Below are 23,326 nucleotides of genomic sequence, written 5' to 3' on the forward strand. Positions count from 1 at the left end.
GGGGGGCTTGATCCGGAGCGGACGACGAGGCTCGAACTCGCGACCTCAACCTTGGCAAGGTTGCGCTCTACCAACTGAGCTACGTCCGCAGTGCGCCGTGGCGCGAGAGCAACTATACCCAACCCCGCTCTCGCGCGAGACGTACCGCCGCGTGGCGGTTTTCCGCGCCCAGCTTGGACACGGCCGACGACAGGTAGTTGCGCACCGTCCCCGGTGACAGCGCGGCCCGCTCGGCGATCTCCGTGACGGGCGCCCCGTCGGCGGCGAGTTCGAGCACCTCCGCCTCGCGCGAGGTCAGCGGGGAGTCCCCGGCGGCGATCGCGTCGGCGGCCAACTCGGGGTCGACGTAACGGTTCCCGGCCCGCACGGTGCGGATGATCTCCGCGAGCCGCTGGGCGCTCACCGTCTTCGGGACGAATCCGCGCACACCCGCCGCGAGCGCCCGTTTCAGATGGCCGGGGCGGCCATGGCTGGTGACGATCAACGCCTGGCAGCCGGGCAGTTCGGTCCGCAGCGATGTGGCGACCTTCACACCGTCGGCACCCGGCATCTGCAGGTCCAGGACGGCCACGTCCGGCCGGTGCGCCCGCGCCATCGCCAGGGCCTCGGGCCCGGTGGCCGCCTCGGCGACGACCACCAGGTCGTCCTCCAGCGAGAGCAGCGCGGCCAGCGCGCCCCGGATGAGGTGTTCGTCGTCGGCGAGCAGCACCCGCACCACGCCGCTCACGAGGCGACCCCGTCCGCCACGACGTCCTCCACGACCAGCGGCACCTCGGCGACCACCCGGAACACCCCGGCCCCGGCGGTCCCCGCCTCCAGCGTCCCGCCCACCTTCCGCAACCGCTCCGCCAGTCCGACCAGCCCCGACCCCCCGCCGGACGACCCGACGTCCTTCGCCGTGTCCGTCCCGACGCCGTCCGCCCGGCCCGCCCCGTCGTTCTCCACCGTCAGCACCACCTTCCCGCCGGTCACCCGGACCTCCACCGCACACCGTCCCGCGTCCCCGTGCCGCAGCACGTTCGTGGTCGTCTCCCGCACCACCCAGCCGAGCGCCGACTGCACCTCGGCGGGCAGCCCGCCGGCCTCCCCGCGCACCTCGCAGTGGATGCCGGCCGCCGTCAGCACCCCCTGCGCGCCGACGAGTTCGACCCCGAGGTCGGCCTCCCGGTAACCGCGCACGACGTCCCGCACCTCCCGCTGGGACTCCCGCGCGATGCGCTGGACCTCGATCATCTGGTCGACGGCCTCGGGGCGCCCCCGGCGGGCCAGCTGCACGGCCAGCTCGCTCTTGAGGGCGATCACCGCCAGGTTCCGGCCCATCACGTCGTGCAGGTCGCGGCCGAACCGCAGCCGTTCCTCGGCGACGGCGAGCCGGGCACGGGTCTCGCGGGCCTCGTCGAGCCGGTAGACGGTGTCGAGGAGCCACACCGAGAAGACGGAGGTGGTGGCCATGAAGCCGCCGCCGAGGGACACCGCGGCCACCGAGACCGAGGCGGCCGGGCCGGGCGCGCCGAGCAGCAGCGCCAGGACTCCGGCGCCCGCGGAGTGGGCGGCGACGACCGTGAGGACGTGCCGTCGGCCACGGACGCCGAGGGCGGTGACGCCCGTGGCGAAGACCAGGGCGACGCCGAAGACCCCGCCCGCGGCGGTGGCCGCCTCCTCACCGCCCGGACCGTGATCGGCGGTCCACAGCGCGACCGCCGCGACCGCGGCGGTGACGACGGCGAAAACCGCCATCGACCGCACAGGCCGGGGCCGTCGGCCCCGCGTCCAGTCCAGCGCCCGCGAGGCCGTCACCGCCGACAGCACGCAGTGCGCGGCCAGGACCAGCGGCAGCCACAGCGCGGGCCCCCGCCACACCCCGCTGCCCAGCGGCACGCCCGCCGCGCCGAACTCGCCCAGCGCGAAGAAGTGGAACGACCAGCGCGTGTAGGTCTCGACCTTCGCCGGCGAACTCTTCCGCCGCCACCAGCCGCCCGCCCCGAGCACGTCCGTCCCGCGAAAGCCGGCCCTTCCCGCCCCGCGCATCCGCGTCCCTCCCCCGTGTCCCCGGTCCGTCAGCGCCGCGGCTCCCACCGGAACCACCGCCCTACAGCAAACACCGCCGGCACGGTCCAGGCCAGCGCCGTCGCCAGCGCCCCCAGGGCCTCGTACGCCGAGAGGTCGCCGCTCCACCCTCCCCGGACCAGGGTGATCACCGGGCTGAGCGGCAGCAGTTCGAAGCCGGAGGCGACCCGGTCGGGCAGCAGTTCCAGCGGGACGGTCACCCCGGAGGCGACCATCGACACCAGCACGAAGGGCAGGGTGGTCACCTGGGCGCTCTCCACGGTCCGCGTCACGCTCGCGGTGACCGCGCCCAGCGCCGAGCACATCAGCAGGCCCAGCAGCACCCCCAGGACGGCGAGATGGGGCGCCTCGGGGGCGGGCACGTCGAGGAAGACCGTGCAGCCCACCGCCATCACCAGGCACTGCACCAGCCCCATGGTGAAGACCGGCAGCGCGGCACCGGCGATCACCTCGACGTCCCGCAGTTCGCCGGTGCGCAGCCGCTTCAGCACGAGTTCCTCGCGCCGGGCGGTGTAGATGCCGGTGAGCGCCGAGTACACCCCGAACAGCAGCGAGAACCCGATCGCGGCGGGCAGCAGCACCAGTCCGACGCTGAGTCCGGAGTCCTCCACGTTCATGTCGTCCACCACCGGCCGCAGGCTGAACGGCAGCCCGAGCGGCACCAGGACGGCGGCGAAGAGGGTGGCCCTGCTCCGCCCCAGCAGGGTGAGTTCGGCCCGGGCGAGGGCGGCCATCCGGCTCGCGGGAGTGGTCGCCGCCCCCCTGACCCGGTTCCCCGCGGACCCTCCGGCCGCGTCCCGCACCGGACTCCCGGTCGTACCGCCGCTCATGCCGCGACCCCCTCGTTCTTCTCCGACGCCTCCCGGGCGATGTCCAGGAACGCCTCCTCCAGCGAGGCCGACCGCAGGTCGAGCCCGCGCAGTTCCACCCCGGCCCGCTCGGCCCACACCAGCAGCCCGGTGGCCGTCCGCTGCAACTCCCGGGTGCGCAGCCGCACCAGCCGTCCGTCGATCTCGTGGTCGCACACGCCCAGCGCGTCCAGCGGCGGCAGATCTCCCACGAAGTACCCCTCCGGCAGCCGGAAGGAGATCCGGGACGGCTGCCCGGCGGTCACCTCGGCGGGCGTCCCGGAGACCGCGATGCGCCCCCGGTGCAGGATGGCCAGCCGGTCGGCGAGGCCCTCCGCCTCCTCCAGGTAGTGCGTCGTCAGCAGCACCGTCGTCCCGGTGTCCCGCAGGGCGCGCACCAGGTCCCAGGTGTCCCGCCGGCCCTCGGCGTCCAGCCCGGTGGTCGGCTCGTCGAGGAAGAGCACCTCCGGCTCCCCGAGCAGCGCGAGCGCCAGATCGAGCCGTCGCCGCTCGCCCCCGGACAACTGCTTCACCCGTACGCCGGCCTTCCCGGTGAGCCCGACCAGCGCCAGCGCCTCCGCGACCGGCCGGGCCCCGCTGACACAGCCCGCCCACATCCGCGCGGTCTCGGTGACGCTCAGCTCGGACGGGAAGCCGCCCTCCTGGAGCATCACCCCGGTCCGCGGCCGTACGGCGGCCCGCTCGGTGAAGGGATCGTGGCCGAGGATCCGGACCCGCCCCCCGTCGGGCCGCGCGAGCCCTTCGAGGAGTTCGACCGTGGAGGTCTTGCCGGCCCCGTTGGTGCCGAGCAGCGCGAAGACCTCGCCGCGCCCGACGTGGAAGGAGATCCCGCGGACCGCCTCGAACCCGCCCCCGTACACACGCCGGAGGTCGGTGACCTCTATCACGTGTTCTTCCGTGTTCCTGGCTTCCATGACTCCAGCCTCCCGGCGGCGGACCGACGGCGGCAGTGCGCCTTGTCATCGCTCCGCATGACAAATGTCAGGAGCGAGGGCGCGAGGCACGAAGCCACGAAGCCACCAAGAGGGGAGAGGCGGCAGAGGAATGAGGGCGCGGGAGGAAAGGTGGATACGCCGAAGGCCCCGGTCGGTGACCGGGGCCTTCGGTATGGAGCGGACGACGAGGCTCGAACTCGCGACCTCAACCTTGGCAAGGTTGCGCTCTACCAACTGAGCTACGTCCGCATGGCATCCGACTGGCTCTCACCGGTCGGCGCGGGCACCAGCCTACCTGATCCACGAGGTGGACCGGGACGGCGATGCAGAGCGGGTGACAGGAATTGCACACTGCGCCTTCCCCCTGGAAGGGGGATGTTCTACTACTGAACTACACCCGCACGACCTTGCTGAGCTGGGCTTTTCGGCCCCGCCCCGCTGGCGTGCTCCAGACATTAGCCGACCATGTGGGGGGTAGCGCAAGTCGGTGGCCCGCGAGGGCCGCGAACGGGCCCCGCGGGGTCGCGCAGGGAGCCCCCGGGACCGGCCCGGCGCCGTACCCGGCCGGCCGCGGCGGGAGCGCGCGGCCGGCCGGGGCCCGTGCTCAGGACCGGGCCGGCGGCTCACTGCGCCTCGGCGAACGCCTCGTAGACCTTCTTGGGAATGCGGCCGCGCGCGGGCACGTCCAGCTTGTTGGCCTGGGCCCAGGCGCGGACCGCCGCCGGGTCGGGGGCGACCTCCGTCTGCTGGTACGCCTTGCCGGACCTGGACCGCTTGCGGCCGGCCTCCACGTAGGGCGCGAGCGCCTCGCGCAGTTTTCCGGCATTGGCTTCATTCAGGTCGATCTCGTACGACCTGCCGTCGATCCCGAAGGCGATCGTTTCCGCCGCTTCCGAGCCGTCGATGTCGTCAGAGAGAGTGACCACGACCTTCTGCGCCACGAATATCGGTCCCTTCGTGCGACAGCTCTGCGATGACGTGCCAAGACGTCACGGAGATGTCGACTGTCCGCCTGTTGTGGGGCAAAGTATCGGCTATTGCCATTTCATTTGTACAGTGCCCGGCAATCGAATGTGAAGCTCGACTAAATCTCTCAGCGTGTCCCAGCGCAATAGGCAGCCGGGACGCATCACGGATCTTTCCCGGAATTTTCCGCGAAGGGCCCTCTCCGTCACCTGATCCGGTACCCGATCGTGATCGCGCTCACGTAGTTTCCTCCAACTCTACTCGCGTAGAAATTTTGTGCGGGTAGTCTGAAGGCACACGCAGGAACCTGCTCAGCACCACAACACCGGGAGTGCCAGTGGCACGCGTCGTAGTCGACGTCATGCTCAAGCCGGAGATCCTCGACCCCCAGGGCCAGGCGGTGCAGCGCGCACTGCCGCGGCTGGGTTTCGAAGGCATCTCCGACGTACGTCAGGGAAAGCGATTCGAACTGGAAGTTGACGGACCGGTCGACGAGGCCGCGCTCGCCCGCATCCACGACCTTGCGGAATCCTTCCTCGCCAACACCGTGATCGAGGACTTCACCGTCAAGGTGGAGGAAGTCGCGGAGGCCGCGAAGTGACCGCTCGTATTGGCGTCGTCACTTTCCCGGGCAGTCTCGACGACCGGGACACGCAGCGCGCGATCAGGCTCGCGGGCGCCGAACCGGTCGCGCTCTGGCACAAGGACAAGGACCTCCACCAGGTCGACGCCGTGGTGCTGTGCGGCGGTTTCTCCTACGGCGACTATCTGCGCGCCGGTGCCATCGCCCGTTTCTCGCCGGTGATGGAGCCCCTCATCGAGCAGGCGAAGGCCGGACTGCCGGTCCTCGGCATCTGCAACGGCTTCCAGATCCTCACCGAGGCCCACCTCCTCCCGGGCGCGATGCTCGGCAACGACCACCTCCACTTCATCTGCCGCGACCAGAAGCTGCGGGTGGAGAACGCGGGCACCGCCTGGACGACCGACTACACGGCCGGCCAGGAGATCCACATCCCGCTGAAGAACATGGACGGCCGGTACGTCGCCGACGAGTACACCCTCGACAAGCTCGAGGCCGAGGGCCGGGTCGCCTTCCGCTACCTGGACCTGAACCCCAACGGCTCGCTCCGCGACATCGCCGGCGTCACCAACGAGGCCGGGAACGTCGTCGGCCTCATGCCGCACCCGGAGCACGCCGTCGAGCCGCTCATCGGCTCCGGCCGCACCGACGGCCTCCCCTTCTTCACCTCGATCCTCAAGAAGCTGGTCAACGCATGAGCCGGACGCCTCTGGACACGGTCGAGCACGCGGCCGCTACCCCCGACGTCGAGCTGCCCTGGGCCGAACTCGGCCTGAAGAAGGACGAGTACGAGCGGGTGGTGGAGATCCTCGGCCGCCGCCCGACCGGCGCCGAACTCGCCATGTACTCGGTCATGTGGTCCGAGCACTGCTCGTACAAGTCCTCCAAGGTCCACCTGCGCCAGTTCGGCGAGAAGGCCCCGCAGTCCGACGCCCTGCTCGTGGGCATCGGCGAGAACGCGGGCGTGGTCGACGTCGGCCAGGGCTACGCGGTGACCTTCAAGGTCGAGTCGCACAACCACCCGTCGTACGTCGAGCCCTACCAGGGCGCGGCCACGGGTGTCGGCGGCATCGTGCGCGACATCATCGCGATGGGCGCGCGTCCGGTGGCCGTGGTCGACCCGCTGCGCTTCGGTGCCGCCGACCACCCCGACACCAAGCGCGTCCTGCCCGGCGTCGTCGCCGGCATCGGCGGCTACGGCAACTGCCTGGGCCTGCCCAACATCGGCGGCGAGGTCGTCTTCGACGCCTGCTACCAGGGCAACCCGCTGGTCAACGCCGGTGCCATCGGCGTGATGCGGCACGAGGACATCCACCTCGCCAAGGCGTCCGGCGCCGGCAACAAGGTCATCCTGTACGGGGCCCGGACCGGCGGCGACGGCATCGGCGGCGCGTCGATCCTCGCCTCGGAGACCTTCGACGACGCCAAGCCGTCGAAGCGCCCGGCGGTCCAGGTCGGCGACCCCTTCCAGGAGAAGCTCCTCATCGAGTGCACCCTGGAGGCCTTCGCCGAGAAGCTGGTCGTCGGCATCCAGGACCTCGGCGCGGCGGGCCTGTCCTGCGCGACGAGCGAACTGGCGTCGAACGGCTCCGGCGGCATGCGCGTGACGCTGGACGACGTACCGCTGCGCGACTCCACGCTCTCGCCCGAGGAGATCCTCATGAGCGAGTCGCAGGAACGCATGTGCGCGGTCGTCGAGCCGGAGAAGGTCGACCGCTTCCTGGAGATCTGCGACAAGTGGGACGTCATCGCCACCGTCATCGGTGAGGTGACCGACGGCGACCGCCTGGAGATCTACTGGCACGGCGGCAAGATCGTCGACGTCGACCCGCGCACGGTCGCCCACGACGGCCCGGTCTACGAGCGCCCGTACGCCCGCCCGGACTGGCAGGACGCCCTCCAGGCCGACGACGCCGGCAAGCTGCCCAGGCCGGGCACGGGCGAGGAGCTGAAGGACCAGGTCCTGAAGCTGGTGTCCTCCCCGAACCAGGCCTCCAAGAAGTGGATCACGTCCCAGTACGACCACTTCGTGCAGGGCAACACGGTCCTCGCCCAGCCCGAGGACTCGGGCATGATCCGCATCGACGAGGAGAGCGGCCTCGGCGTCGCCATCGCCACCGACGGCAACGGCCGTTACGCGAAGCTGGACCCGTACCACGGCGCCCAGCTCGCGCTCGCGGAGGCGTACCGCAACGTGGCGACGACCGGTGCCAAGCCGCTCGCCGTCTCCGACTGCCTCAACTTCGGCTCGCCCGAGGACCCGGCGGTCATGTGGCAGTTCGCCGAGGCGGTCCGCGGACTCGCCGACGGCTGCCTGCAGTTGGGCACCCCGGTGACCGGCGGCAACGTCTCCCTCTACAACCAGACGGGCGAGGCGGCCATCCACCCGACCCCGGTGGTCGCGGTCCTGGGCGTCATCGACGACGTGGCCCGGCGCACCCCGGTCGCCTTCCGGGAGGAGGGTCAGCTGCTGTACCTCCTCGGCGACACCCGTGAGGAGTTCGGCGGTTCGGCCTGGTCCCAGGTGATCCACGACCACCTCGGCGGCCTGCCCCCGAAGGTCGACCTGGAGCGCGAGCGCCTGCTGGCCGAGATCCTGATCTCGGCCTCCCGCGACGGCATGATCGACGCCGCGCACGACCTCTCCGACGGCGGTCTGATCCAGGCCGTGGTCGAGTCGGCGCTGCTCGGGGAGAAGGGCGTCCGCCTGGTCGTCCCGGACGGCCTGGACGCGTTCACGTTCCTCTTCTCGGAGTCGGCGGGCCGCGCGGTCGTCGCCGTCCCGCGCTCGGAGGAACTGCGCTTCACCGACATGTGCGGCGCCCGCGGCCTGCCGGTCACCCGCGTCGGTGTCGTCGACGGCGACACGGTCGACGTCCAGGGCGAGTTCGCGCTCTCCCTGGAGGAGCTGCGCAGGGCGCACGAGGACACCATCCCGGCGCTGCTCGCGTAACGCGCGCCGTCGGCTCGTACCGACACCCGAGGGCCGCCGCCCGGGCTTCCACGGACGCCCGGGCGGCGGCCCTCGGCCGTGTGCCGAAGGCGCGGGTCCCGCCCGCGCCGGTGCCGCCTCCGGAAGGCGAGCGGCCCCGGCCCGGTACGGCCTAGGCTTCCCGCCATGCCCCCGGCCAAGAAGCGCACCAGGACCTACGATCCCGCCAGGACCCGTGCCGCGGTGCTGGCCCAGCTCGGCCACGTGCGGCAGGCCGTCGCCGCGCTCACCCCGGAGCAGCTCGCGCTGCCGACGCGGCTGGGGGAGTGGACCGTGCGCGAGCTGGTCGCGCACATCGGCATGGCCGTCACGGCGGTGGGGCGCTCGCTCGACCTGCCGGAGCCGGCGAAGCCGGACGCCACCCTGCTCGACTGGCCGTTCGCGACCTCCGCGAGCGCCTCGGCCGTCGACGCTTTCACGCGGCGGGTGTCCGCGGACCACCCGGACCCGGCCGCCCACCTCGCGGCCGCGGAGCGGGACCTCGTCGAGCGGCTCGACGCCCATCCCGGTTCCCGGGTGCTGGAGACGAACGCGGGCGCGCTGCCCCTGGCCGACTACCTGGTCACCCGCACCGTCGAACTCGTCGTCCACACCGACGACCTGAACGCGGCCGTCCCCGGTCTGGACGTGCCGTACGACCGTCAGGCCCTCGCCGCCGCCACCCGGCTGCTGGCCGACGCCCTGGCCGTCCGGGCGCCCGGCGGGGCGACCGAGGTGCGGGTCCCGCCGTACGCCGTCGTGCAGTGCGTCGAGGGTCCCCGGCACACCCGCGGCACCCCGCCCAACGTGGTCGAGACCGACCCGCTGACCTGGGTGCGGCTGGCCTGCGGGCGGCTGGCCTGGAGGACGGCCGTCCAGGAGGCGAGGGTCGCCGCGAGCGGGGAGCGGGCGGACCTCGCGGAGCTGCTGCCGCTCCTGTCCTGACCCGGCGGACGTCCCGAGGTGTGCGACACCTCACTCGTGCCCGTGGAGCGGACCTTCGGACGGCGGCCGGCGCCGCGTGCCCGCCCGACGGGACGGTCGCAGAAAACCCCGTCTGACCTGGGCAAATAAAACGATCGAGAGAGGTCCCGCAGGATCAAGAACGAGTTACTGGCGAGTATCCCCAATTCGGACCAGTCGTCGACCTCGCCTACACTCGATGACGTGCCACGTGGTGACGGTCGACTCAGTCATGATCTGCTCCCCGGCGAGAAGGGCCCCCAGGACGCTTGCGGCGTCTTCGGGGTCTGGGCCCCCGGCGAAGAGGTCGCCAAGCTCACTTACTTCGGGCTCTACGCCCTCCAGCATCGAGGCCAGGAATCCGCGGGAATCGCGGTCAGCAACGGCTCCCAGATCCTCGTCTTCAAGGACATGGGTCTGGTCTCCCAGGTCTTCGACGAAACCTCGCTCGGATCGCTCCAGGGTCACATCGCGGTCGGACACGCCCGCTACTCGACCACCGGTGCCTCCGTGTGGGAGAACGCCCAGCCGACGTTCCGTGCCACCGCGCACGGTTCCATCGCGCTCGGGCACAACGGAAACCTCGTCAACACCGCCCGGCTCGCCGAGATGGTCGCCGACCTGCCCAAGCAGGAGGGCCGCACCCCGCGCGTCGCGGCGACCAACGACACCGACCTGCTCACCGCGCTCCTCGCGGCCCAGGTCGACGAGGACGGCAAGCCCCTGACCATCGAGGAGGCGGCCCACACCGTCCTCCCGCAGGTCCGCGGCGCCTTCTCCCTCGTCTTCATGGACGAGCACACGCTCTACGCCGCCCGCGACCCGCAGGGCATCCGCCCGCTGGTCCTCGGCCGGCTGGAGCGCGGCTGGGTCGTCGCCTCCGAGTCCGCCGCCCTCGACATCTGCGGCGCCTCGTACGTCCGCGAGATCGAGCCGGGCGAGTTCGTCGCCATCGACGAGAACGGCCTGCGCACCTCCCGATTCGCGGAAGCGAAGCCCAAGGGCTGCGTCTTCGAGTACGTCTACCTGGCCCGCCCGGACACCGACATCGCCGGCCGGAACGTCTACCTCTCCCGCGTGGAGATGGGCCGCAGACTCGCGGCGGAAGCCCCGGCCGACGCCGACCTGGTCATAGCGACCCCGGAGTCCGGCACCCCGGCGGCCATCGGCTACGCGGAGGCCTCCGGCATCCCCTTCGGCGCCGGCCTGGTCAAGAACGCCTACGTGGGCCGGACCTTCATCCAGCCCTCGCAGACCATCCGCCAGCTCGGCATCCGCCTGAAGCTGAACCCGCTCAAGGAAGTCATCAAGGGCAAGCGCCTGGTCGTCGTCGACGACTCGATCGTGCGCGGCAACACCCAGCGGGCCCTGGTCCGCATGCTGCGCGAGGCCGGCGCCGCCGAGGTCCACATCCGGATCTCCTCGCCGCCCGTGAAGTGGCCCTGCTTCTTCGGCATCGACTTCGCCACCCGTGCCGAGCTGATTGCCAACGGCATGTCGATCGACGAGATCGGCACCTCGCTGGGCGCCGACTCCCTGGCCTACATCTCCATCGACGGCATGATCGAGGCGACCACCATCGCCAAGCCGAACCTCTGCCGTGCCTGCTTCGACGGCGAGTACCCGATGGACCTGCCCGACCCCGAGCTGCTCGGCAAGCAGCTCCTGGAGACGGAGCTGGCCGCCGGCCCGGCCGCGACGGCCGCCGCCGACGCGATCCGCCGCCCGTAGACGGCCCCGTCCTACCTGCCGTACGACACGAAAGTTCTCACCTCCATGTCTGAGACAACCGGTGCCAGCTACGCAGACGCGGGCGTCGACATCGAAGCGGGCGACCGCGCCGTGGAACTCATGAAGGAGTGGGTGAAGAAGACGCAGCGTCCCGAGGTCCTCGGCGGCCTCGGCGGTTTCGCCGGTCTCTTCGACGCCTCCGCCCTCAAGAACTACGAGCGGCCCCTGCTGGCCTCCGCCACCGACGGCGTGGGCACCAAGGTCGACGTCGCCCGCCGGATGGGCGTCTACGACACCATCGGCCACGACCTGGTCGCCATGGTCATGGACGACATCGTGGTGTGCGGCGCCGAGCCGCTGTTCATGACCGACTACATCTGTGTCGGCAAGGTCCACCCCGAGCGGGTCGCCGCCATCGTCAAGGGCATCGCCGAGGGCTGTGTCCTGGCCGGCTGCGCCCTGGTCGGCGGCGAGACGGCCGAACACCCCGGTCTGCTCGGCCCGGACGACTTCGACGTCGCCGGCGCCGGTACGGGCGTCGTGGAGGCCGACCGGCTGCTGGGCCCCGACCGCATCCGCACGGGCGACGCGGTGATCGCCATGGCGGCCTCCGGCCTCCACTCCAACGGGTACTCGCTGGTCCGCCACGTCCTGCTGGAGCAGGCCGGACTCTCCCTGGACGCGCGCGTCGAGGAGCTGGGCCGCACCCTCGGCGAGGAGCTGCTGGAGCCGACCAAGATCTACTCGCTGGACTGCCTGGCCCTCACCCGCACGACGGACGTCCACGCCTTCTCGCACGTGACCGGCGGCGGACTCGCGGCCAACCTGGCCCGGGTCGTCCCCGACGGACTGCACGCGATCGTGGACCGCTCCACGTGGACCCCGGCCCCGGTCTTCGACCTCGTCGGCCGGACCGGCCGGGTCGAGCGACTGGAGCTGGAGAAGACCCTGAACATGGGTGTGGGCATGATCGCCGTCGTCCCGGAGGAGTCGGCGGACGTGGCGCTGACCACACTGGCCGACCGCGGGGTCGAGGCGTGGGTCGCCGGCGAGATCACCGACCGCGGGGAGCACACGAGCGGTGCGGCCCTGGTCGGGGACTACGCGGGCTGAAGCGCGTACGCGGGCCGGGGCCCCGTGCGCAGCACAAGACCCGGTCGGTGACCGAAGTCACCGACCGGGTGAGTGCTCGAAACAGGGTCAAGCGCCGCGACGATGTTGGTGCGAGGACTCCTCGTCCTCGTCATCGTCGTCGGCCCCGTACAGCTCGGCGTACCGTGCGTACGGGTCGTCGTCCTGCTCGTCGTCATCGTCATCGTCCTCGAACGGTTGACCGTTCGGAGGAATGTTCGATGGCGATGCGCCCAGCTCTTCGGCCAGGCGCGAGAGATCCGTCCCGCCGCTGTTGTACTTCAGCTGGCGGGCGACCTTCGCTTGCTTGGCCTTGGCCCGGCCGCGCCCCATGGCTCGACCCCCTCAACGACGGGGCTCGACGGCCCCAGAGTCTTGACACGCGTTCATGGTCCGGAACGGACTCTCCGCAGAGAGGCCGGTCCGTAGGGCTTCCACGGTACCTGAGCCCGTACCCATACGGTACGTCGCCCGTAGCACGCGCGTGTGCACAGAACCTTCGAGGCGCCCTGTCCTCGCTGGTCAATGGCGATTTTAACCACTTATCGGCGGGCGACCCGCCGGGAAGAGTGAGAGTTCTCTCGAACTTTCCCCCGGCGGGTACCGGAGCACGCTCACCAACCGCGTGCCCGAGCCGCCTCGTGCATGCGCTGTTCGGCGATCCGGTCGGCCGCCGCGGCCGGCGGAATCCCGTCCGCCTTCGCACGTGCGAAGATGGCGAGCGTGGTGTCGAAGATCTTCGCGGCCTTCGCCCTGCATCGCTCGAAGTCGAATCCGTGCAGTTCGTCGGCGACCTGGATGACCCCGCCGGCGTTCACCACGTAGTCCGGCGCGTAGAGGATCCCGCGGTCGGCGAGGTCCTTCTCCACACCCGGGTGGGCGAGCTGGTTGTTGGCCGCCCCGCACACGATCCGCGCGGTCAGCACCGGCACGGACGCGTCGTTCAGCGCACCGCCCAGCGCGCAGGGGGCGTAGACGTCGAGGCCCTCGACCCGGATCAGCGCCTCGGTGTCCGCGACCGCCGTCACGCCCTCGGGGTGCCGGTCGAGGATCCGGCGTACGGCGTCCTCGCGCACGTCCGTGATCACGACCTCGGCGCCCTCGTCCCGCAGGTGCTCCACCAGGTGGTGGCCGACCTTGCCGACGCCCGCGATCCCGACCCTGCGGTCACGCAGCGAGGGGTCGCCCCACAGGTGCTGGGCGCTGGCCCGCATGCCCTGGTAGACGCCGAAGGCGGTCAGCACCGACGAGTCGCCCGCGCCCCCGTTCTCCGGGGAGCGCCCGGTCGTCCAGCGGCACTCGCGCGCCACGACGTCCATGTCGGCGACGTAGGTGCCGACGTCGCAGGCGGTCACGTACCGCCCGCCGAGAGAGGCCACGAAACGGCCGTAGGCGAGCAGCAGCTTCTCGGACTTGACCGTCTCGGGGTCACCGATGATCACGGCCTTGCCGCCGCCGTGGTCCAGCCCGGCCATGGCGTTCTTGTACGACATCCCGCGCGCGAGGTTCAGCGCGTCGGCGACCGCCTCCTCCTCGGACGCGTACGGATAGAAGCGCGTGCCGCCGAGGGCGGGGCCCAGGGCGGTGGAGTGGAGGGCGATGACGGCCTTGAGACCGCTGGCACGGTCCTGGCAGAGCACGACTTGTTCATGGCCGCCCTGGTCCGAGTGGAACAGGGTGCGCAGCACGTGATCAGGGGCGCCGGATACGTCGGTCACGGTGGTGACTCCTGGGTGACTAGCGGCGGTAGGGACGGGGGCTCCCGTACGGGTGGCGGGGCCCGTGGGACGAGCGTAGAGCCTGTGCCGCCCGCCGCACGCTCCGTGATGCGGATCACCCTCGCGTGGAGTACGGCCGTGCGACGATCCGGATGGCTTCCGGCCTCTTCGCCAGGGTTCCCGGAAGGTTTCCCGGCCCGTCCACAGGGGAGGGAGCAGGCGTGCCCCAGGTGTCCTCGGTGATCGTCCCGTACGCCGCCTATCTGCGCGTGTACGAGCCTCTGGCCGCCTTCCCGGAGCCGGAGCGCGACCACTGGGAGCGCTACGCCCGCCGGCCGGACCCGCCCACCTGTCAGGACGAGCTGCGGCGCTCGCTCGCCGACCTGCTGCCCACCCCGCCGGTCGCGGTCCCGGTGCGGGAGAGCGGCGACGCGTTCGTCGCCGACGTGGACGGGGTCGTGTGCGTGTGTCCCTGGCGGACCCGGCTGCGCGGCTGGCAGGCACTGAGCGAGCTGGGCGACGAACTGCCCCGTCCGGTCCTGGACGCGGCCCTGCCGCCCCTGGTCCGCCTCCAGGCCGCCCAGGACCACGAGCGCTGGCTGGCCCGCAACCCCGACGCCCGCCCCTGGATCCGCACGGCGACCTGGCAGGTCCCGCTGCACTGGTTCGTGCTCCTGTCCGACGAGGAGCGCGAGTACGACAAGGGGACCGCGGAGCAGGCCCCCGTGCTGCGCTACCGCACGCCGATGGTGCAGGCCCGCCGCCGGGTGGCGCGGGGCCTGCGCACGCTCAAGGACGCCACGGACGAGGGGCCGCTCGTCGACGGCCTGGTGGACGTGGGCCGCTGGCTGGAGGAGTTCCACCCGCGTTCGCTGGTGGAACTGGACTACGGCGGCCTCGTCCACGTCCTGCCGGCCGGCGACCTGGAGGACGACCACTCGGCGGCCGACGTGGCCGCCGGCATCGAGGCGCTGCGCCGCGGGGACGGCCCCGCGGCGGGAGAGGCGTACGCCCGGCTCGCGGAGCGCTGGCGCTCGGTGCGGGACCGGCGCTCGGCGAACTGACGGTGCGGCAGGGACGACGGGTGTTCCGGCGTGACCTGGGTCACGGTCATATGCCCCCGAACAGCGTACGGTCAGCCGCACTTCACGGAACTGACGGGGCGTAGGTCCCGATCCGGGCTTTTGTCGCAAGGGTGACGGACCGCACGTACACGGCCCTTGCGCCGGTTGCCCCTCCTCGTGCCAAAATAGGACAAGGAGTCCGGGGAGGGCTCCTCCGTCCACTTGTGCTCCACCGTGGGGGGAATCTCAGCATTGCACGCTTTGGGGGGTCTGGTGCCTCCTGATCGCCGTGTGACTGATCGTCACACCGGCGTGACTGTCCGCTATGGCACGGTCCATCGGCTTCCGTCGCCGATGAACACCTGGGGGGCAATTCCATCGGTTTGGCCGACGAGGCTGGACGGATGGTGTAGTTGTAGTGCCGAGGACAAGCCGTTCGTCCTATAACCGACTCGACTCGCGTCCGCCATTTCGGGCAACGCGGGTCAAGGTGCAGAATTTAGAGGAAAGAACCGAGAAGGTTCGGTTCTCCCGAGGAGGCCGCTCATGACCGCTCGCACCCCTGATGCTGAGCCGCTGCTGACCCCCGCTGAGGTCGCCACCATGTTCCGTGTGGACCCCAAGACGGTCACGCGGTGGGCGAAGGCCGGCAAGCTCACGTCGATCCGCACGCTCGGCGGACACCGCCGTTATCGCGAGGCTGAGGTTCGCGCACTGCTCGCGGGTATTCCGCAGCAGCGCAGCGAGGCCTGAGCAACCGAAGAACCGGGCAACACCACCGCAGGTCCCCCCATCTGCCGAGTTGTCCGACCCCTTGTTCCAAGCGACGTGGGTCCTGCCCCAACAGGACCGTAGCCCACACGGTGCGTCGTCGATCGCGCCGGACTCCGCCGAGTCCGGCGCGATCTTTTTGTGCCCGCACGTGCCCGTCGGGGCGTCCTGTGGGCGGGTTCGTCGAAGTCCGGGGCTTCCTGTGGAGGGCTGTCGGATCCGCTGTGGGGGCACCCTGGGGCATCCGTGGGGGCGCCCTCCGGAGTGGTGCAATTGCACATATTAAATTGAAGAGTTGTAGGAAGCGGGTAAGAACCCACCTTCTCGAAACTCATGCGGTGACACCCGTCACACGCCGTCGGCCTTGTTGTCGCCATCACGGGTGCGCTAGTGGAATCGTCAATCATCAGGCTGTGGGCGGCCGTTCGTCCTCGCCGGCTTCCCGTGGTGCTCCCGGGAAGCCCTCCGCGGCCGGGGGTGCGCCGTCCGTCGCCAGTCGCTGGAGGCGGCGGCAGACGGGGCAGTGGCGGGTCAGGTGCCGGTAGGACGACGCGGCCGACAGGTGCGCGCGGAGCAGCGCCCGCGTCTCGTGCCCGGCCGATGCCGCCATACGCCACCTCCAGTGGAGCCCGCGGGGAGCGCGGCCCTGAACTTCTGGGGTACCGGCCGAAGGTGACGCCGTCAAGGGCGCGCGGAGGCGCCTCCAGCGGGGTTCGAGGCTCTCGCGGGCGCGCGGGCCCCGCGAGGAGGCGCCGTGCCCCCCTGCGGCTCCGGTGCGGCGCTGCCTCCGCTTCGGCGGGGTGGCCGGTCGGCGGGGGCGCGGAGAGGGCTCACGCCCGGGAGCGCGGGCCTTCTTCCGGCCGTGCGGTCCTGACGGGATGCGCTGTGTCCACGGGAGGCTCCGCCGCGGGCGCGGCCTCCGCCTCCGGTGAGCGGCCGACCGGCGGGCCGGCGGGCCGACGGGCCGGCCGAGGGGGATGCACGAAGAAGGCCCGCACCTCGAGGTGCGGGCCTTCTTCCAACTGTGCGGTCCTGACGGGATTTGAACCCGCGGCCTCCACCTTGACAGGGTGGCGAGCACTCCAAACTGCTCCACAGGACCAGGTTTCGCGGCACTTGGTGTTGCGCTGTGCTGCGAAACGAGACTCTACAGGAGGGTGGCCCGCCTGGTCGAACTCACCCTCCGTGCGGGTTCCGTCACGGTGCGGCCGCGTCGATCGCCTTCACGATCCGCTTGTCGGAGACGGGGTACGCCGTGCCCAGCGCGTGCGCGAAGTAGCTGACCCGCAGCTCCTCGATCATCCAGCGGATGTCCCGCACCGGGGACGGGACGGGACGCCCCTGGGGCAGCTGTTCCAGCAGCCAGGCGTACTCGTCCTGCATCTCGTGGACCTTCTCCATGCGGGTGGTGTCCCGCTGGACGTTGGTCGGCATCTGCTGCAGGCGCCGGTCCGCGGCCACGAGGTAGCGCATCAGGTCCGGCATCCGGCGCAGTCCCGCCCGCGTCACGAAGCCGGGCCCCACCAGTGCGTCCAGCTGTTCGCGCACGTCGGTCAGGTTGGCGAGCAGGGAGGGGCTGCGCACGCCCTTCAGGCGGCGCTCACAGGCCTGCCAGGCCGCCAGGACCTGCTGCACCTGCCCGACCGTCCGCACGGTCGTGTCGACGATCTCGGCGCGCACCTTCTCGTACAGCTTGCGGTACGACTCCTCGTCCCAGGCCGGCCCGCCGAAGTCGCCGATCAGCTTGTCCGCCGCGGCCGTCGCGCAGTCGTCGAACAGGGCCTGGACGGAGCCGTGCGGATTCGCGGACAGGGCGAGCTTCTGGGCGTTCGTCAGCTTGTCGGAGGCGAACTTCGCCGGGTTGACCGGGATGTTGCGCAGGATCAGCCGGCGGGTGCCCTTCCACATGGCCTCCGCCTGCTCCTCCTCCGTGTCGAAGAGGCGTACGGAGACGGTGTCGCCGTCGTCGACCAGCGCGGGGTAGGCCTTCACCGGCTGGCCGGCCCGGCGGGTCTCGAAGACGCGGGTCAGCGTGCCGACGGTCCAGTCGGTCAGGCCCGAGCGCTCCAGGGACTCGCCGCCCTGCCGCTCCGCGGTGGCCGCGGCGGCCTGCGAGATGGCCTCACGGGCCTTGGGCCGCAACCGCAGCTTCAGCGCCTCCAGGTCCTTGTCCTCGGCCAGCTTGCGGCGCCGCTCGTCGACGATCCGGAAGGTGATCCTCAGATGGTCGGGGAGGCGGGACAGGTCGAAGTCCTCGGCCTCGAAGGGGACACCGACCATCCGCTTGAGGTCGCGGGCCATCGCCACCGTCAGCGGTTCCTGGAGGGGCACCGCCTGGTCCAGGAACCGCCGCGCGAAGTTCGGCGCCGGCACGTAGTTGCGCCGGATCGGCTTCGGCAGGGAGCGGATCAGCTCGGTGACGACCTCCTCGCGCAGACCCGGGATCTGCCAGTCGAAGCCCTCGCCGGTGACCTGGTTGAGGACCTGGAGCGGGACGTGGACGGTCACGCCGTCCGCGTCCGCGCCCGGCTCGAACTGGTAGGTGACCCGGAACTTCAGCGGACCCTGCCGCCAGGAGTCCGGATAGTCGGCCTTGGTGACCGCCTCCGCCGACTCCCGGATGAGCATCTCCCGCTCGAAGTCCAGGAAGTCGGGCTGTTCGTGCCGCTTGTGCTTCCACCAGGAGTCGAAGTGGGCGCCGGACACGACGTGGTCGGGCACCCGCCGGTCGTAGAAGTCGTAGAGCGTCTCGTCGTCGACGACGATGTCCCGGCGCCGGGCCCGGTGCTCCAGCTCCTCGACCTCGCTGAGGAGCCTGCGGTTGTCGGCGAAGAACTTGTGGTGCGTGCGCCAGTCGCCCTCGACGAGCGCGTTGCGGATGAACAGCTCGCGGGAGACCTCCGGGTCGATCCGCCCGTAGTTCACCTTCCGCTGGGCGACGATCGGCACGCCGTACAGCGTGACCTTCTCCAGCGCCATCACCGCGGCCTGGTCCTTCTCCCAGTGCGGCTCGCTGTACGTCCGCTTCAGGAGGTGTTCGGCGAGCGGCTCGACCCACTCGGGCTCGATCTTCGCGTTGACGCGCGCCCAGAGCCGGCTCGTCTCCACCAGCTCCGCCGACATGACGAACCGGGGCTGCTTCTTGAACAGGGCCGAACCGGGGAAGATCGCGAACTTGGCGCTCCGGGCGCCCAGGTACTCGTTCTTGTTGCCGTCCTTGACGTCCTTCATCCCGATGTGGGACAGCAGGCCGGCGAGGAGCGAGACGTGGATGCTGTCGCCGGCGGCGTCCCGCTCGTCGAGGTGGATGCCCATCTGCTTGGCGACGGTCCGCAGCTGCGTGTAGACGTCCTGCCACTCCCGGATGCGCAGGAAGTTCAGGTACTCCTGCTTGCACATCCGGCGGAAGGACGACGAACCGCGCTCCTTCTGCTGCTCGCGGACGTACCGCCACAGGTTGAGGTAGGCCAGGAAGTCGCTGGTCTCGTCCTTGAAGCGGGCGTGCTGCTGGTCGGCCTGGGTCTGCTTGTCGGCCGGGCGCTCGCGCGGGTCCTGGATGGACAGCGCGGCGGCTATCACCATGACCTCGCGGACACAGCCGTTCTTGTCGGCCTCCAGGACCATCCGGGCCAGCCGCGGGTCGACGGGCAGCTGGGCCAGCTTGCGGCCGGTCTCGGTGAGCCGCTTGCGCGGATCCTTCTGCGCCGGGTCGAGCGCGCCCAGCTCCTGCAGGAGCTGCACGCCGTCACGGATGTTGCGGTGGTCCGGCGGGTCGATGAACGGGAACCTCTCGATCTCGCCGAGCCCGGCCGCGGTCATCTGGAGGATGACGCTCGCCAGGTTGGTGCGCAGGATCTCCGCGTCGGTGAACTCGGGCCGGGCGAGGAAGTCGTCCTCGCTGTACAGCCGGATGCAGATGCCGTCGGACGTACGGCCGCAGCGGCCCTTGCGCTGGTTGGCGCTGGCCTGCGAGATCGCCTCGATGGGCAGCCGCTGCACCTTGGTGCGGTGGCTGTAGCGGCTGATGCGGGCGAAGCCGGGGTCGATGACGTACTTGATGCCGGGGACGGTCAGGGAGGTCTCGGCGACGTTGGTCGCGAGGACGATCCTGCGCCCGGTGTGCTGCTGGAACACCCGGTGCTGCTCGGCGTGCGAGAGCCGGGCGTACAGCGGCAGCACCTCCGTGAACCGGTACTTCTTCTTCTCCAGCGCGTCCGCGGTGTCGCGGATCTCCCGCTCGCCGGAGAGGAAGACCAGGATGTCGCCCCGCCCCTCCGCCATCAGCTCCTCGACGGCGTCGGTGATCGCGGTGATCTGGTCGCGGTCGGCGTCCTCGGACTCCTCCTCCAGCAGCGGCCGGTAGCGCACCTCGACCGGATACGTCCGCCCGCTGACCTCGATGATCGGTGCGTCGCCGAAGTGCCGGGAGAACCGCTCGGGGTCGATGGTGGCCGAGGTGATGACGACCTTCAGGTCGGGGCGCCGCGGCAGCAGCTGGGCGAGGTAGCCCAGCAGGAAGTCGATGTTGAGGGACCGCTCGTGGGCCTCGTCGATGATGATCGTGTCGTAGGCGCGCAGCTCGCGGTCGGTCTGGATCTCGGCGAGCAGGATGCCGTCCGTCATCAGCTTCACGAAGGTCGCATCCGGGTTCACCTGGTCGGTGAAGCGCACCTTCCAGCCGACGGCCTCCCCGAGCGGCGACCGCAGCTCCTCGGCGACCCGCTCGGCCACCGTCCGCGCGGCGATGCGGCGGGGCTGGGTGTGCCCGATCATGCCGCGGACGCCGCGCCCCAGTTCCAGACAGATCTTCGGGATCTGCGTGGTCTTGCCGGACCCGGTCTCACCGGCGACGATCACGACCTGGTGATCGCGGATCGCCTCCGCGATCACGTCCTTCTTCTGGCTGACCGGCAGCTGCTCGGGATAGGTGACGGCGGGCACGCGGGCGCGTCGCGCGCCCATCCGTTCCTCGGCGACCGCGACCTCCGTCTCGATCTCGGCGAGGACGGCGGTCCGGGCCTCCGGCTTGCGGATCTTGCGCGCGCCCTCCAGCCTGCGCCCGAGCCGGTGCGCGTCGCGCAGGGACAGCTCGGCCAGACGGGGGGCGAGGACGCCGAGGGCGGGGGCGGGATGCGTAGACATACGGGGTCCAGGATCTCATCCCGGAGAAAGAAGGGGCGAACCCTTTTGGGCCCGCCCCTTCCGACACGCACGCGCGCGTATCACCGCACGTCGACGTGGTCCTCCGCACCGCCGCCCACGAAGTGCTTGCTGTCGGGATACAGGAAGACGGGCACCCGGGTGCCGTTAGCCGTCCGTGCGGCCCGGCAGGTTCTCGACGATGAACTGCTCGTCGAAGCCCGTCCTCACGGTCTTCTCGGTGCTCCAGCCGGTGGTGCCGTTGGCCGAGTACTGGATGGCGACGTCGATCCGGTCGCTGGTCGAGCAGGAGACGGGTCGGCGCGGCCCGCGGCGAGATGCCGAGGACGGGACTCCAGGCCCAGCCCGGCTCACCCTGGCTCTTCATGAGCGACGAAAACCCCCTCCGGTTGCCCTGGAGGGGGTTTTCGTTCTTGTGGCTGGGGCCGGGGTCGAACCGGCGACCTATCGCTTTTCAGGCGATCGCTCGTACCAACTGAGCTACCCAGCCACGGAGTCCACGAGGAACTCCAGCGGTCCTGACGGGATTTGAACCCGCGGCCTCCACCTTGACAGGGTGGCGAGCACTCCAAACTGCTCCACAGGACCAAGCTGTGTGTACGACAGTGTCGCACACGGTGTTGCGTGCCCCCAACGGGATTCGAACCCGTGCTACCGCCTTGAAAGGGCGGCGTCCTAGGCCGCTAGACGATGAGGGCTATCGGCCCGCCTGGGCGCTTCGCAGCGCGTCGGGGACGTGAGAAGCATATGGGATGGCGGGAGGTATCGCCAAAACGGTTTACGGACGGGGCCGGGAGCCGGACGGCGTGGGGGTGGTGGGAGCCGTGGCCGGCGCGGGGGACGACGGCGTGGGGGACGGCTGGGTGGGCGTCGGGGAGGCGCCCGGCCGGTTCTCCTTCGGGAGGTGGCGGCTGACCTCGGCGGTGGTCAGGCCCAGGCCGCCCAGCTTGATCTCGTCCCAGGCCTGGAGGCGGCGGGAGTCGCGGTCGAAGTAGAGGATCGAGGCCTCGATGGGGTCGGGGTACTCGCCCTCGACGGCACGCAGTCCGCTGCCGCCCGTGGAGCCCTCCACGCGCAGCCGGGTGCCCTTGTCGAGGGTCTCCGTCCCGGCCCGGTGGAGGTGGCCGGCCAGGACCATCGGGACCTCGCCGTCGGTCCGGCGGGCGGCGGAGGGCTCGTGGGCGACGGCCACGTCCACGGGGGTGCCGGCGGCCCGCTGGGCGCGGAGCGCCCGCGCGAGGCGGTCGCCCGCCTCCTCCTGGGTCCCCTCGGCGCCCGGGACGGCGGAGCGGTCGGGGGTGAACTGGGGATCGCCGATGCCGGCGAAGCGCAGCCCCGCGAGGGTCACGGCCCGGCCGTCGTCCAGGACGTGGACGTTCTTCATGGTCCGCAGGTACGCCTGGGTGGTCGTGGAGTCGTGGTTGCCGCGGACCCAGACGTAGGGGGCGCCGAGGTCGGCGACGGGGTCGAGGAAGCCGTTCTCGGCGGCCGTGCCGTGGTCCATGGTGTCGCCGGAGTCGACGATCACGTCGACCTTGTACTGCGCCACCAGCGAGGCGATGATCTTCCAGCTCGCGGGGTTCAGGTGGATGTCGGAGACGTGCAGGACGCGCACGGTGGTGGGGTCGGGCTGGTAGGCGGGCAGGGTGGAGGTGACGTCGTAGAGCTTGGTCACGTTGGTGACCAGGCGGGCCAGCTCCTGCTGGTAGACGTCGAACTCGGTGACGATGCTGCGGGCGTTGCCGACGACCGAGGGGGCGGAGGAGAGCAGGCCCGAGAAGCGGGGTTCGAGGACCGACTTGGGGTTCCAGGTGACGTAGGCGGTGACGCCGGAGGCGGTGAGCAGGGCCAGCGCCAGGCCGCCGGCGGCGAGGGCGCGGCGGGGGCGGCGGTAGACGGCGAGACCGAGCGCGGTGGCTCCGGCGACGACGGCGACGCAGGAGCGCACGGCGAGGTCGAGGGTGCCGCGTTCGATGTCCCCGGTGACCTCGTCCTGGAGTCCGGAGAGGCGTTCGGGGTGGTCGACGAGGGCCTGGGAGCGGTCGGGGTCGAGCTGGTCGACGTTGACGTCCAGGCGCACGGGGGCGGTGTGGCTGTCGAGGTGGAGGGCGCCGAGCGGGGAGATGTTGATCTTCGTGCCGCCGTCGAGGGCGGGGCGCAGCGTCATCGTGGTGTTCATGGGGCCGACGGGCACCCGGACGTTCCCGACGACCAGCAGTCCGAGCCAGGCGCCCAGCAGCACGACCGCCGTGAGGCCGAGGGCGCGGACCCAGGGGCGGGGCCGGGCGGCGAGTTCGGGGACGGGGCCGGCGGACCGGCGGGCGGTACGGAGACGGTTCACGGCGTTCAGGGCTGCGGCGGGGACACGGACGCGGGCCATTGGTCGCGTATGCCCACGTG

19 protein-coding genes and 7 tRNA genes are annotated in these 23,326 nt (G+C 71.1%); 8 read left to right on the forward strand and 18 right to left on the reverse strand.

Features of this window, described 5'->3' with window-relative positions; genetic code table 11:
• Positions 1–16: 16 nt before the first annotated feature.
• From ACZ5FU_RS11705 to ACZ5FU_RS11740, 8 genes are all read right to left on the reverse strand, one after another.
• Positions 17–89 (reverse strand) — tRNA-Gly (locus ACZ5FU_RS11705).
• Between the two features lie 23 nt (positions 90–112).
• Positions 113–718, reverse strand: a complete 606-nt coding sequence (locus tag ACZ5FU_RS11710; protein WP_451529240.1) for a response regulator — start codon at positions 716–718, stop codon at positions 113–115.
• Between the two features lie 5 nt (positions 719–723).
• Positions 724–2,028, reverse strand: a complete 1,305-nt coding sequence (locus ACZ5FU_RS11715) for a sensor histidine kinase (RefSeq protein ID WP_451529210.1) — start codon at positions 2,026–2,028, stop codon at positions 724–726.
• Positions 2,029–2,057: 29 nt separating this feature from the next.
• Positions 2,058–2,897, reverse strand: coding sequence for an ABC transporter permease (locus ACZ5FU_RS11720; protein ID WP_451529209.1), 840 nt, complete (start codon positions 2,895–2,897; stop codon positions 2,058–2,060).
• Positions 2,894–3,850, reverse strand: coding sequence for an ABC transporter ATP-binding protein (locus ACZ5FU_RS11725; protein WP_451529208.1), 957 nt, complete (start codon positions 3,848–3,850; stop codon positions 2,894–2,896). Before ACZ5FU_RS11725 ends, ACZ5FU_RS11720 begins: the two co-directional genes overlap by 4 nt.
• Positions 3,851–4,044: 194 nt before the next feature.
• Positions 4,045–4,120, reverse strand: a tRNA-Gly gene (locus ACZ5FU_RS11730).
• An 80-nt stretch (positions 4,121–4,200) separates the two neighbouring features.
• A tRNA-Gly gene (locus ACZ5FU_RS11735) sits at positions 4,201–4,272 on the reverse strand.
• Between the two features lie 222 nt (positions 4,273–4,494).
• On the reverse strand, positions 4,495–4,812 hold the full coding sequence (locus ACZ5FU_RS11740; protein WP_451529207.1) for a histone-like nucleoid-structuring protein Lsr2: 318 nt from the start codon (positions 4,810–4,812) through the stop codon (positions 4,495–4,497).
• A gap of 362 nt (positions 4,813–5,174) precedes the next feature.
• Between ACZ5FU_RS11740 and purS the strand changes: the two genes are divergently transcribed.
• The 6 genes from purS to purM all read left to right on the forward strand — a co-directional run bounded on the left by purS (position 5,175) and on the right by purM (position 12,195).
• Complete coding sequence (gene purS / locus ACZ5FU_RS11745) at positions 5,175–5,438, forward strand: phosphoribosylformylglycinamidine synthase subunit PurS (RefSeq protein ID WP_015659417.1); 264 nt, start codon at positions 5,175–5,177, stop codon at positions 5,436–5,438.
• Complete coding sequence (gene purQ / locus ACZ5FU_RS11750; protein WP_451529206.1) at positions 5,435–6,115, forward strand: phosphoribosylformylglycinamidine synthase subunit PurQ; 681 nt, start codon at positions 5,435–5,437, stop codon at positions 6,113–6,115. Before purS ends, purQ begins: the two co-directional genes overlap by 4 nt.
• The gene (purL, locus tag ACZ5FU_RS11755; protein WP_468833914.1) at positions 6,112–8,370 is read left to right on the forward strand and encodes a phosphoribosylformylglycinamidine synthase subunit PurL; all 2,259 of its coding nucleotides are present in this window, start codon (positions 6,112–6,114) and stop codon (positions 8,368–8,370) included. The genes purQ and purL overlap by 4 nt, the downstream gene beginning before the upstream one ends.
• A gap of 165 nt (positions 8,371–8,535) precedes the next feature.
• Positions 8,536–9,333, forward strand: coding sequence for a maleylpyruvate isomerase family mycothiol-dependent enzyme (locus ACZ5FU_RS11760; RefSeq protein WP_468833912.1), 798 nt, complete (start codon positions 8,536–8,538; stop codon positions 9,331–9,333).
• A gap of 222 nt (positions 9,334–9,555) precedes the next feature.
• Entirely contained in the window at positions 9,556–11,082 is a 1,527-nt protein-coding gene (gene purF, locus ACZ5FU_RS11765) for an amidophosphoribosyltransferase (protein ID WP_451529203.1), read from the forward strand.
• 45 nt (positions 11,083–11,127) lie between these two features.
• Positions 11,128–12,195 carry a phosphoribosylformylglycinamidine cyclo-ligase gene (gene purM, locus ACZ5FU_RS11770; protein WP_451529202.1) on the forward strand — a complete coding sequence of 356 codons (1,068 nt, stop codon included), beginning with the start codon at positions 11,128–11,130 and terminating at the stop codon, positions 12,193–12,195.
• 87 nt (positions 12,196–12,282) lie between these two features.
• Here the strand turns inward: purM and ACZ5FU_RS11775 are convergent, their stop codons facing one another.
• Both ACZ5FU_RS11775 and ACZ5FU_RS11780 read right to left on the reverse strand, forming a co-directional pair.
• The gene (locus ACZ5FU_RS11775) at positions 12,283–12,546 is read right to left on the reverse strand and encodes a DUF3073 domain-containing protein (RefSeq protein WP_451529201.1); all 264 of its coding nucleotides are present in this window, start codon (positions 12,544–12,546) and stop codon (positions 12,283–12,285) included.
• A 281-nt stretch (positions 12,547–12,827) separates the two neighbouring features.
• Entirely contained in the window at positions 12,828–13,931 is a 1,104-nt protein-coding gene (locus tag ACZ5FU_RS11780) for a Leu/Phe/Val dehydrogenase (protein ID WP_451529200.1), read from the reverse strand.
• A 221-nt stretch (positions 13,932–14,152) separates the two neighbouring features.
• On the opposite strand from ACZ5FU_RS11780, the gene ACZ5FU_RS11785 reads away from it, so the two are divergent.
• Together ACZ5FU_RS11785 and bldC are read left to right on the forward strand one after the other, a co-directional pair.
• Entirely contained in the window at positions 14,153–14,995 is an 843-nt protein-coding gene (locus tag ACZ5FU_RS11785) for a DUF8083 family protein (protein WP_451780524.1), read from the forward strand.
• 546 nt (positions 14,996–15,541) lie between these two features.
• Positions 15,542–15,748, forward strand: a complete 207-nt coding sequence (bldC, locus tag ACZ5FU_RS11790; RefSeq protein WP_003949541.1) for a developmental transcriptional regulator BldC — start codon at positions 15,542–15,544, stop codon at positions 15,746–15,748.
• A gap of 424 nt (positions 15,749–16,172) precedes the next feature.
• Here the strand turns inward: bldC and ACZ5FU_RS11795 are convergent, their stop codons facing one another.
• The 8 genes from ACZ5FU_RS11795 to ACZ5FU_RS11830 all read right to left on the reverse strand — a co-directional run bounded on the left by ACZ5FU_RS11795 (position 16,173) and on the right by ACZ5FU_RS11830 (position 23,306).
• Positions 16,173–16,376, reverse strand: coding sequence for a DUF6274 family protein (locus tag ACZ5FU_RS11795; RefSeq protein ID WP_451529198.1), 204 nt, complete (start codon positions 16,374–16,376; stop codon positions 16,173–16,175).
• A 417-nt stretch (positions 16,377–16,793) separates the two neighbouring features.
• Positions 16,794–16,868: transfer RNA gene (locus ACZ5FU_RS11800), tRNA-Asp, on the reverse strand.
• Between the two features lie 95 nt (positions 16,869–16,963).
• Positions 16,964–20,908, reverse strand: coding sequence for an ATP-dependent RNA helicase HrpA (gene hrpA / locus ACZ5FU_RS11805; RefSeq protein WP_451529197.1), 3,945 nt, complete (start codon positions 20,906–20,908; stop codon positions 16,964–16,966).
• 165 nt (positions 20,909–21,073) lie between these two features.
• Positions 21,074–21,280, reverse strand: coding sequence for a hypothetical protein (locus ACZ5FU_RS11810; RefSeq protein WP_451529196.1), 207 nt, complete (start codon positions 21,278–21,280; stop codon positions 21,074–21,076).
• A 62-nt stretch (positions 21,281–21,342) separates the two neighbouring features.
• Positions 21,343–21,416, reverse strand: a tRNA-Phe gene (locus tag ACZ5FU_RS11815).
• A gap of 23 nt (positions 21,417–21,439) precedes the next feature.
• Positions 21,440–21,514 (reverse strand) — tRNA-Asp (locus ACZ5FU_RS11820).
• Between the two features lie 37 nt (positions 21,515–21,551).
• Positions 21,552–21,624: transfer RNA gene (locus tag ACZ5FU_RS11825), tRNA-Glu, on the reverse strand.
• A gap of 80 nt (positions 21,625–21,704) precedes the next feature.
• Positions 21,705–23,306 carry a metallophosphoesterase family protein gene (locus ACZ5FU_RS11830; RefSeq protein WP_468833908.1) on the reverse strand — a complete coding sequence of 534 codons (1,602 nt, stop codon included), beginning with the start codon at positions 23,304–23,306 and terminating at the stop codon, positions 21,705–21,707.
• Positions 23,307–23,326 lie beyond the last annotated feature (20 nt).

This window comes from Streptomyces sp. NPDC031554 (assembly GCF_055580685.1).

Coding starts and splice junctions, on each gene's coding strand:
- purM (WP_451529202.1), top strand. CDS start 11,128: ATGTCTGAGACAACCGGTGCCAGCTACGCAGACGCGGGCGTCGACATC.
- ACZ5FU_RS11725 (WP_451529208.1), bottom strand. CDS start 3,850: ATGGAAGCCAGGAACACGGAAGAACACGTGATAGAGGTCACCGACCTC.
- ACZ5FU_RS11830 (WP_468833908.1), bottom strand. CDS start 23,306: ATGGCCCGCGTCCGTGTCCCCGCCGCAGCCCTGAACGCCGTGAACCGT.
- ACZ5FU_RS11775 (WP_451529201.1), bottom strand. CDS start 12,546: ATGGGGCGCGGCCGGGCCAAGGCCAAGCAAGCGAAGGTCGCCCGCCAG.
- ACZ5FU_RS11715 (WP_451529210.1), bottom strand. CDS start 2,028: ATGCGCGGGGCGGGAAGGGCCGGCTTTCGCGGGACGGACGTGCTCGGG.
- purL (WP_468833914.1), top strand. CDS start 6,112: ATGAGCCGGACGCCTCTGGACACGGTCGAGCACGCGGCCGCTACCCCC.
- ACZ5FU_RS11720 (WP_451529209.1), bottom strand. CDS start 2,897: ATGAGCGGCGGTACGACCGGGAGTCCGGTGCGGGACGCGGCCGGAGGG.
- bldC (WP_003949541.1), top strand. CDS start 15,542: ATGACCGCTCGCACCCCTGATGCTGAGCCGCTGCTGACCCCCGCTGAG.
- ACZ5FU_RS11795 (WP_451529198.1), bottom strand. CDS start 16,376: ATGGCGGCATCGGCCGGGCACGAGACGCGGGCGCTGCTCCGCGCGCAC.
- hrpA (WP_451529197.1), bottom strand. CDS start 20,908: ATGTCTACGCATCCCGCCCCCGCCCTCGGCGTCCTCGCCCCCCGTCTG.
- ACZ5FU_RS11760 (WP_468833912.1), top strand. CDS start 8,536: ATGCCCCCGGCCAAGAAGCGCACCAGGACCTACGATCCCGCCAGGACC.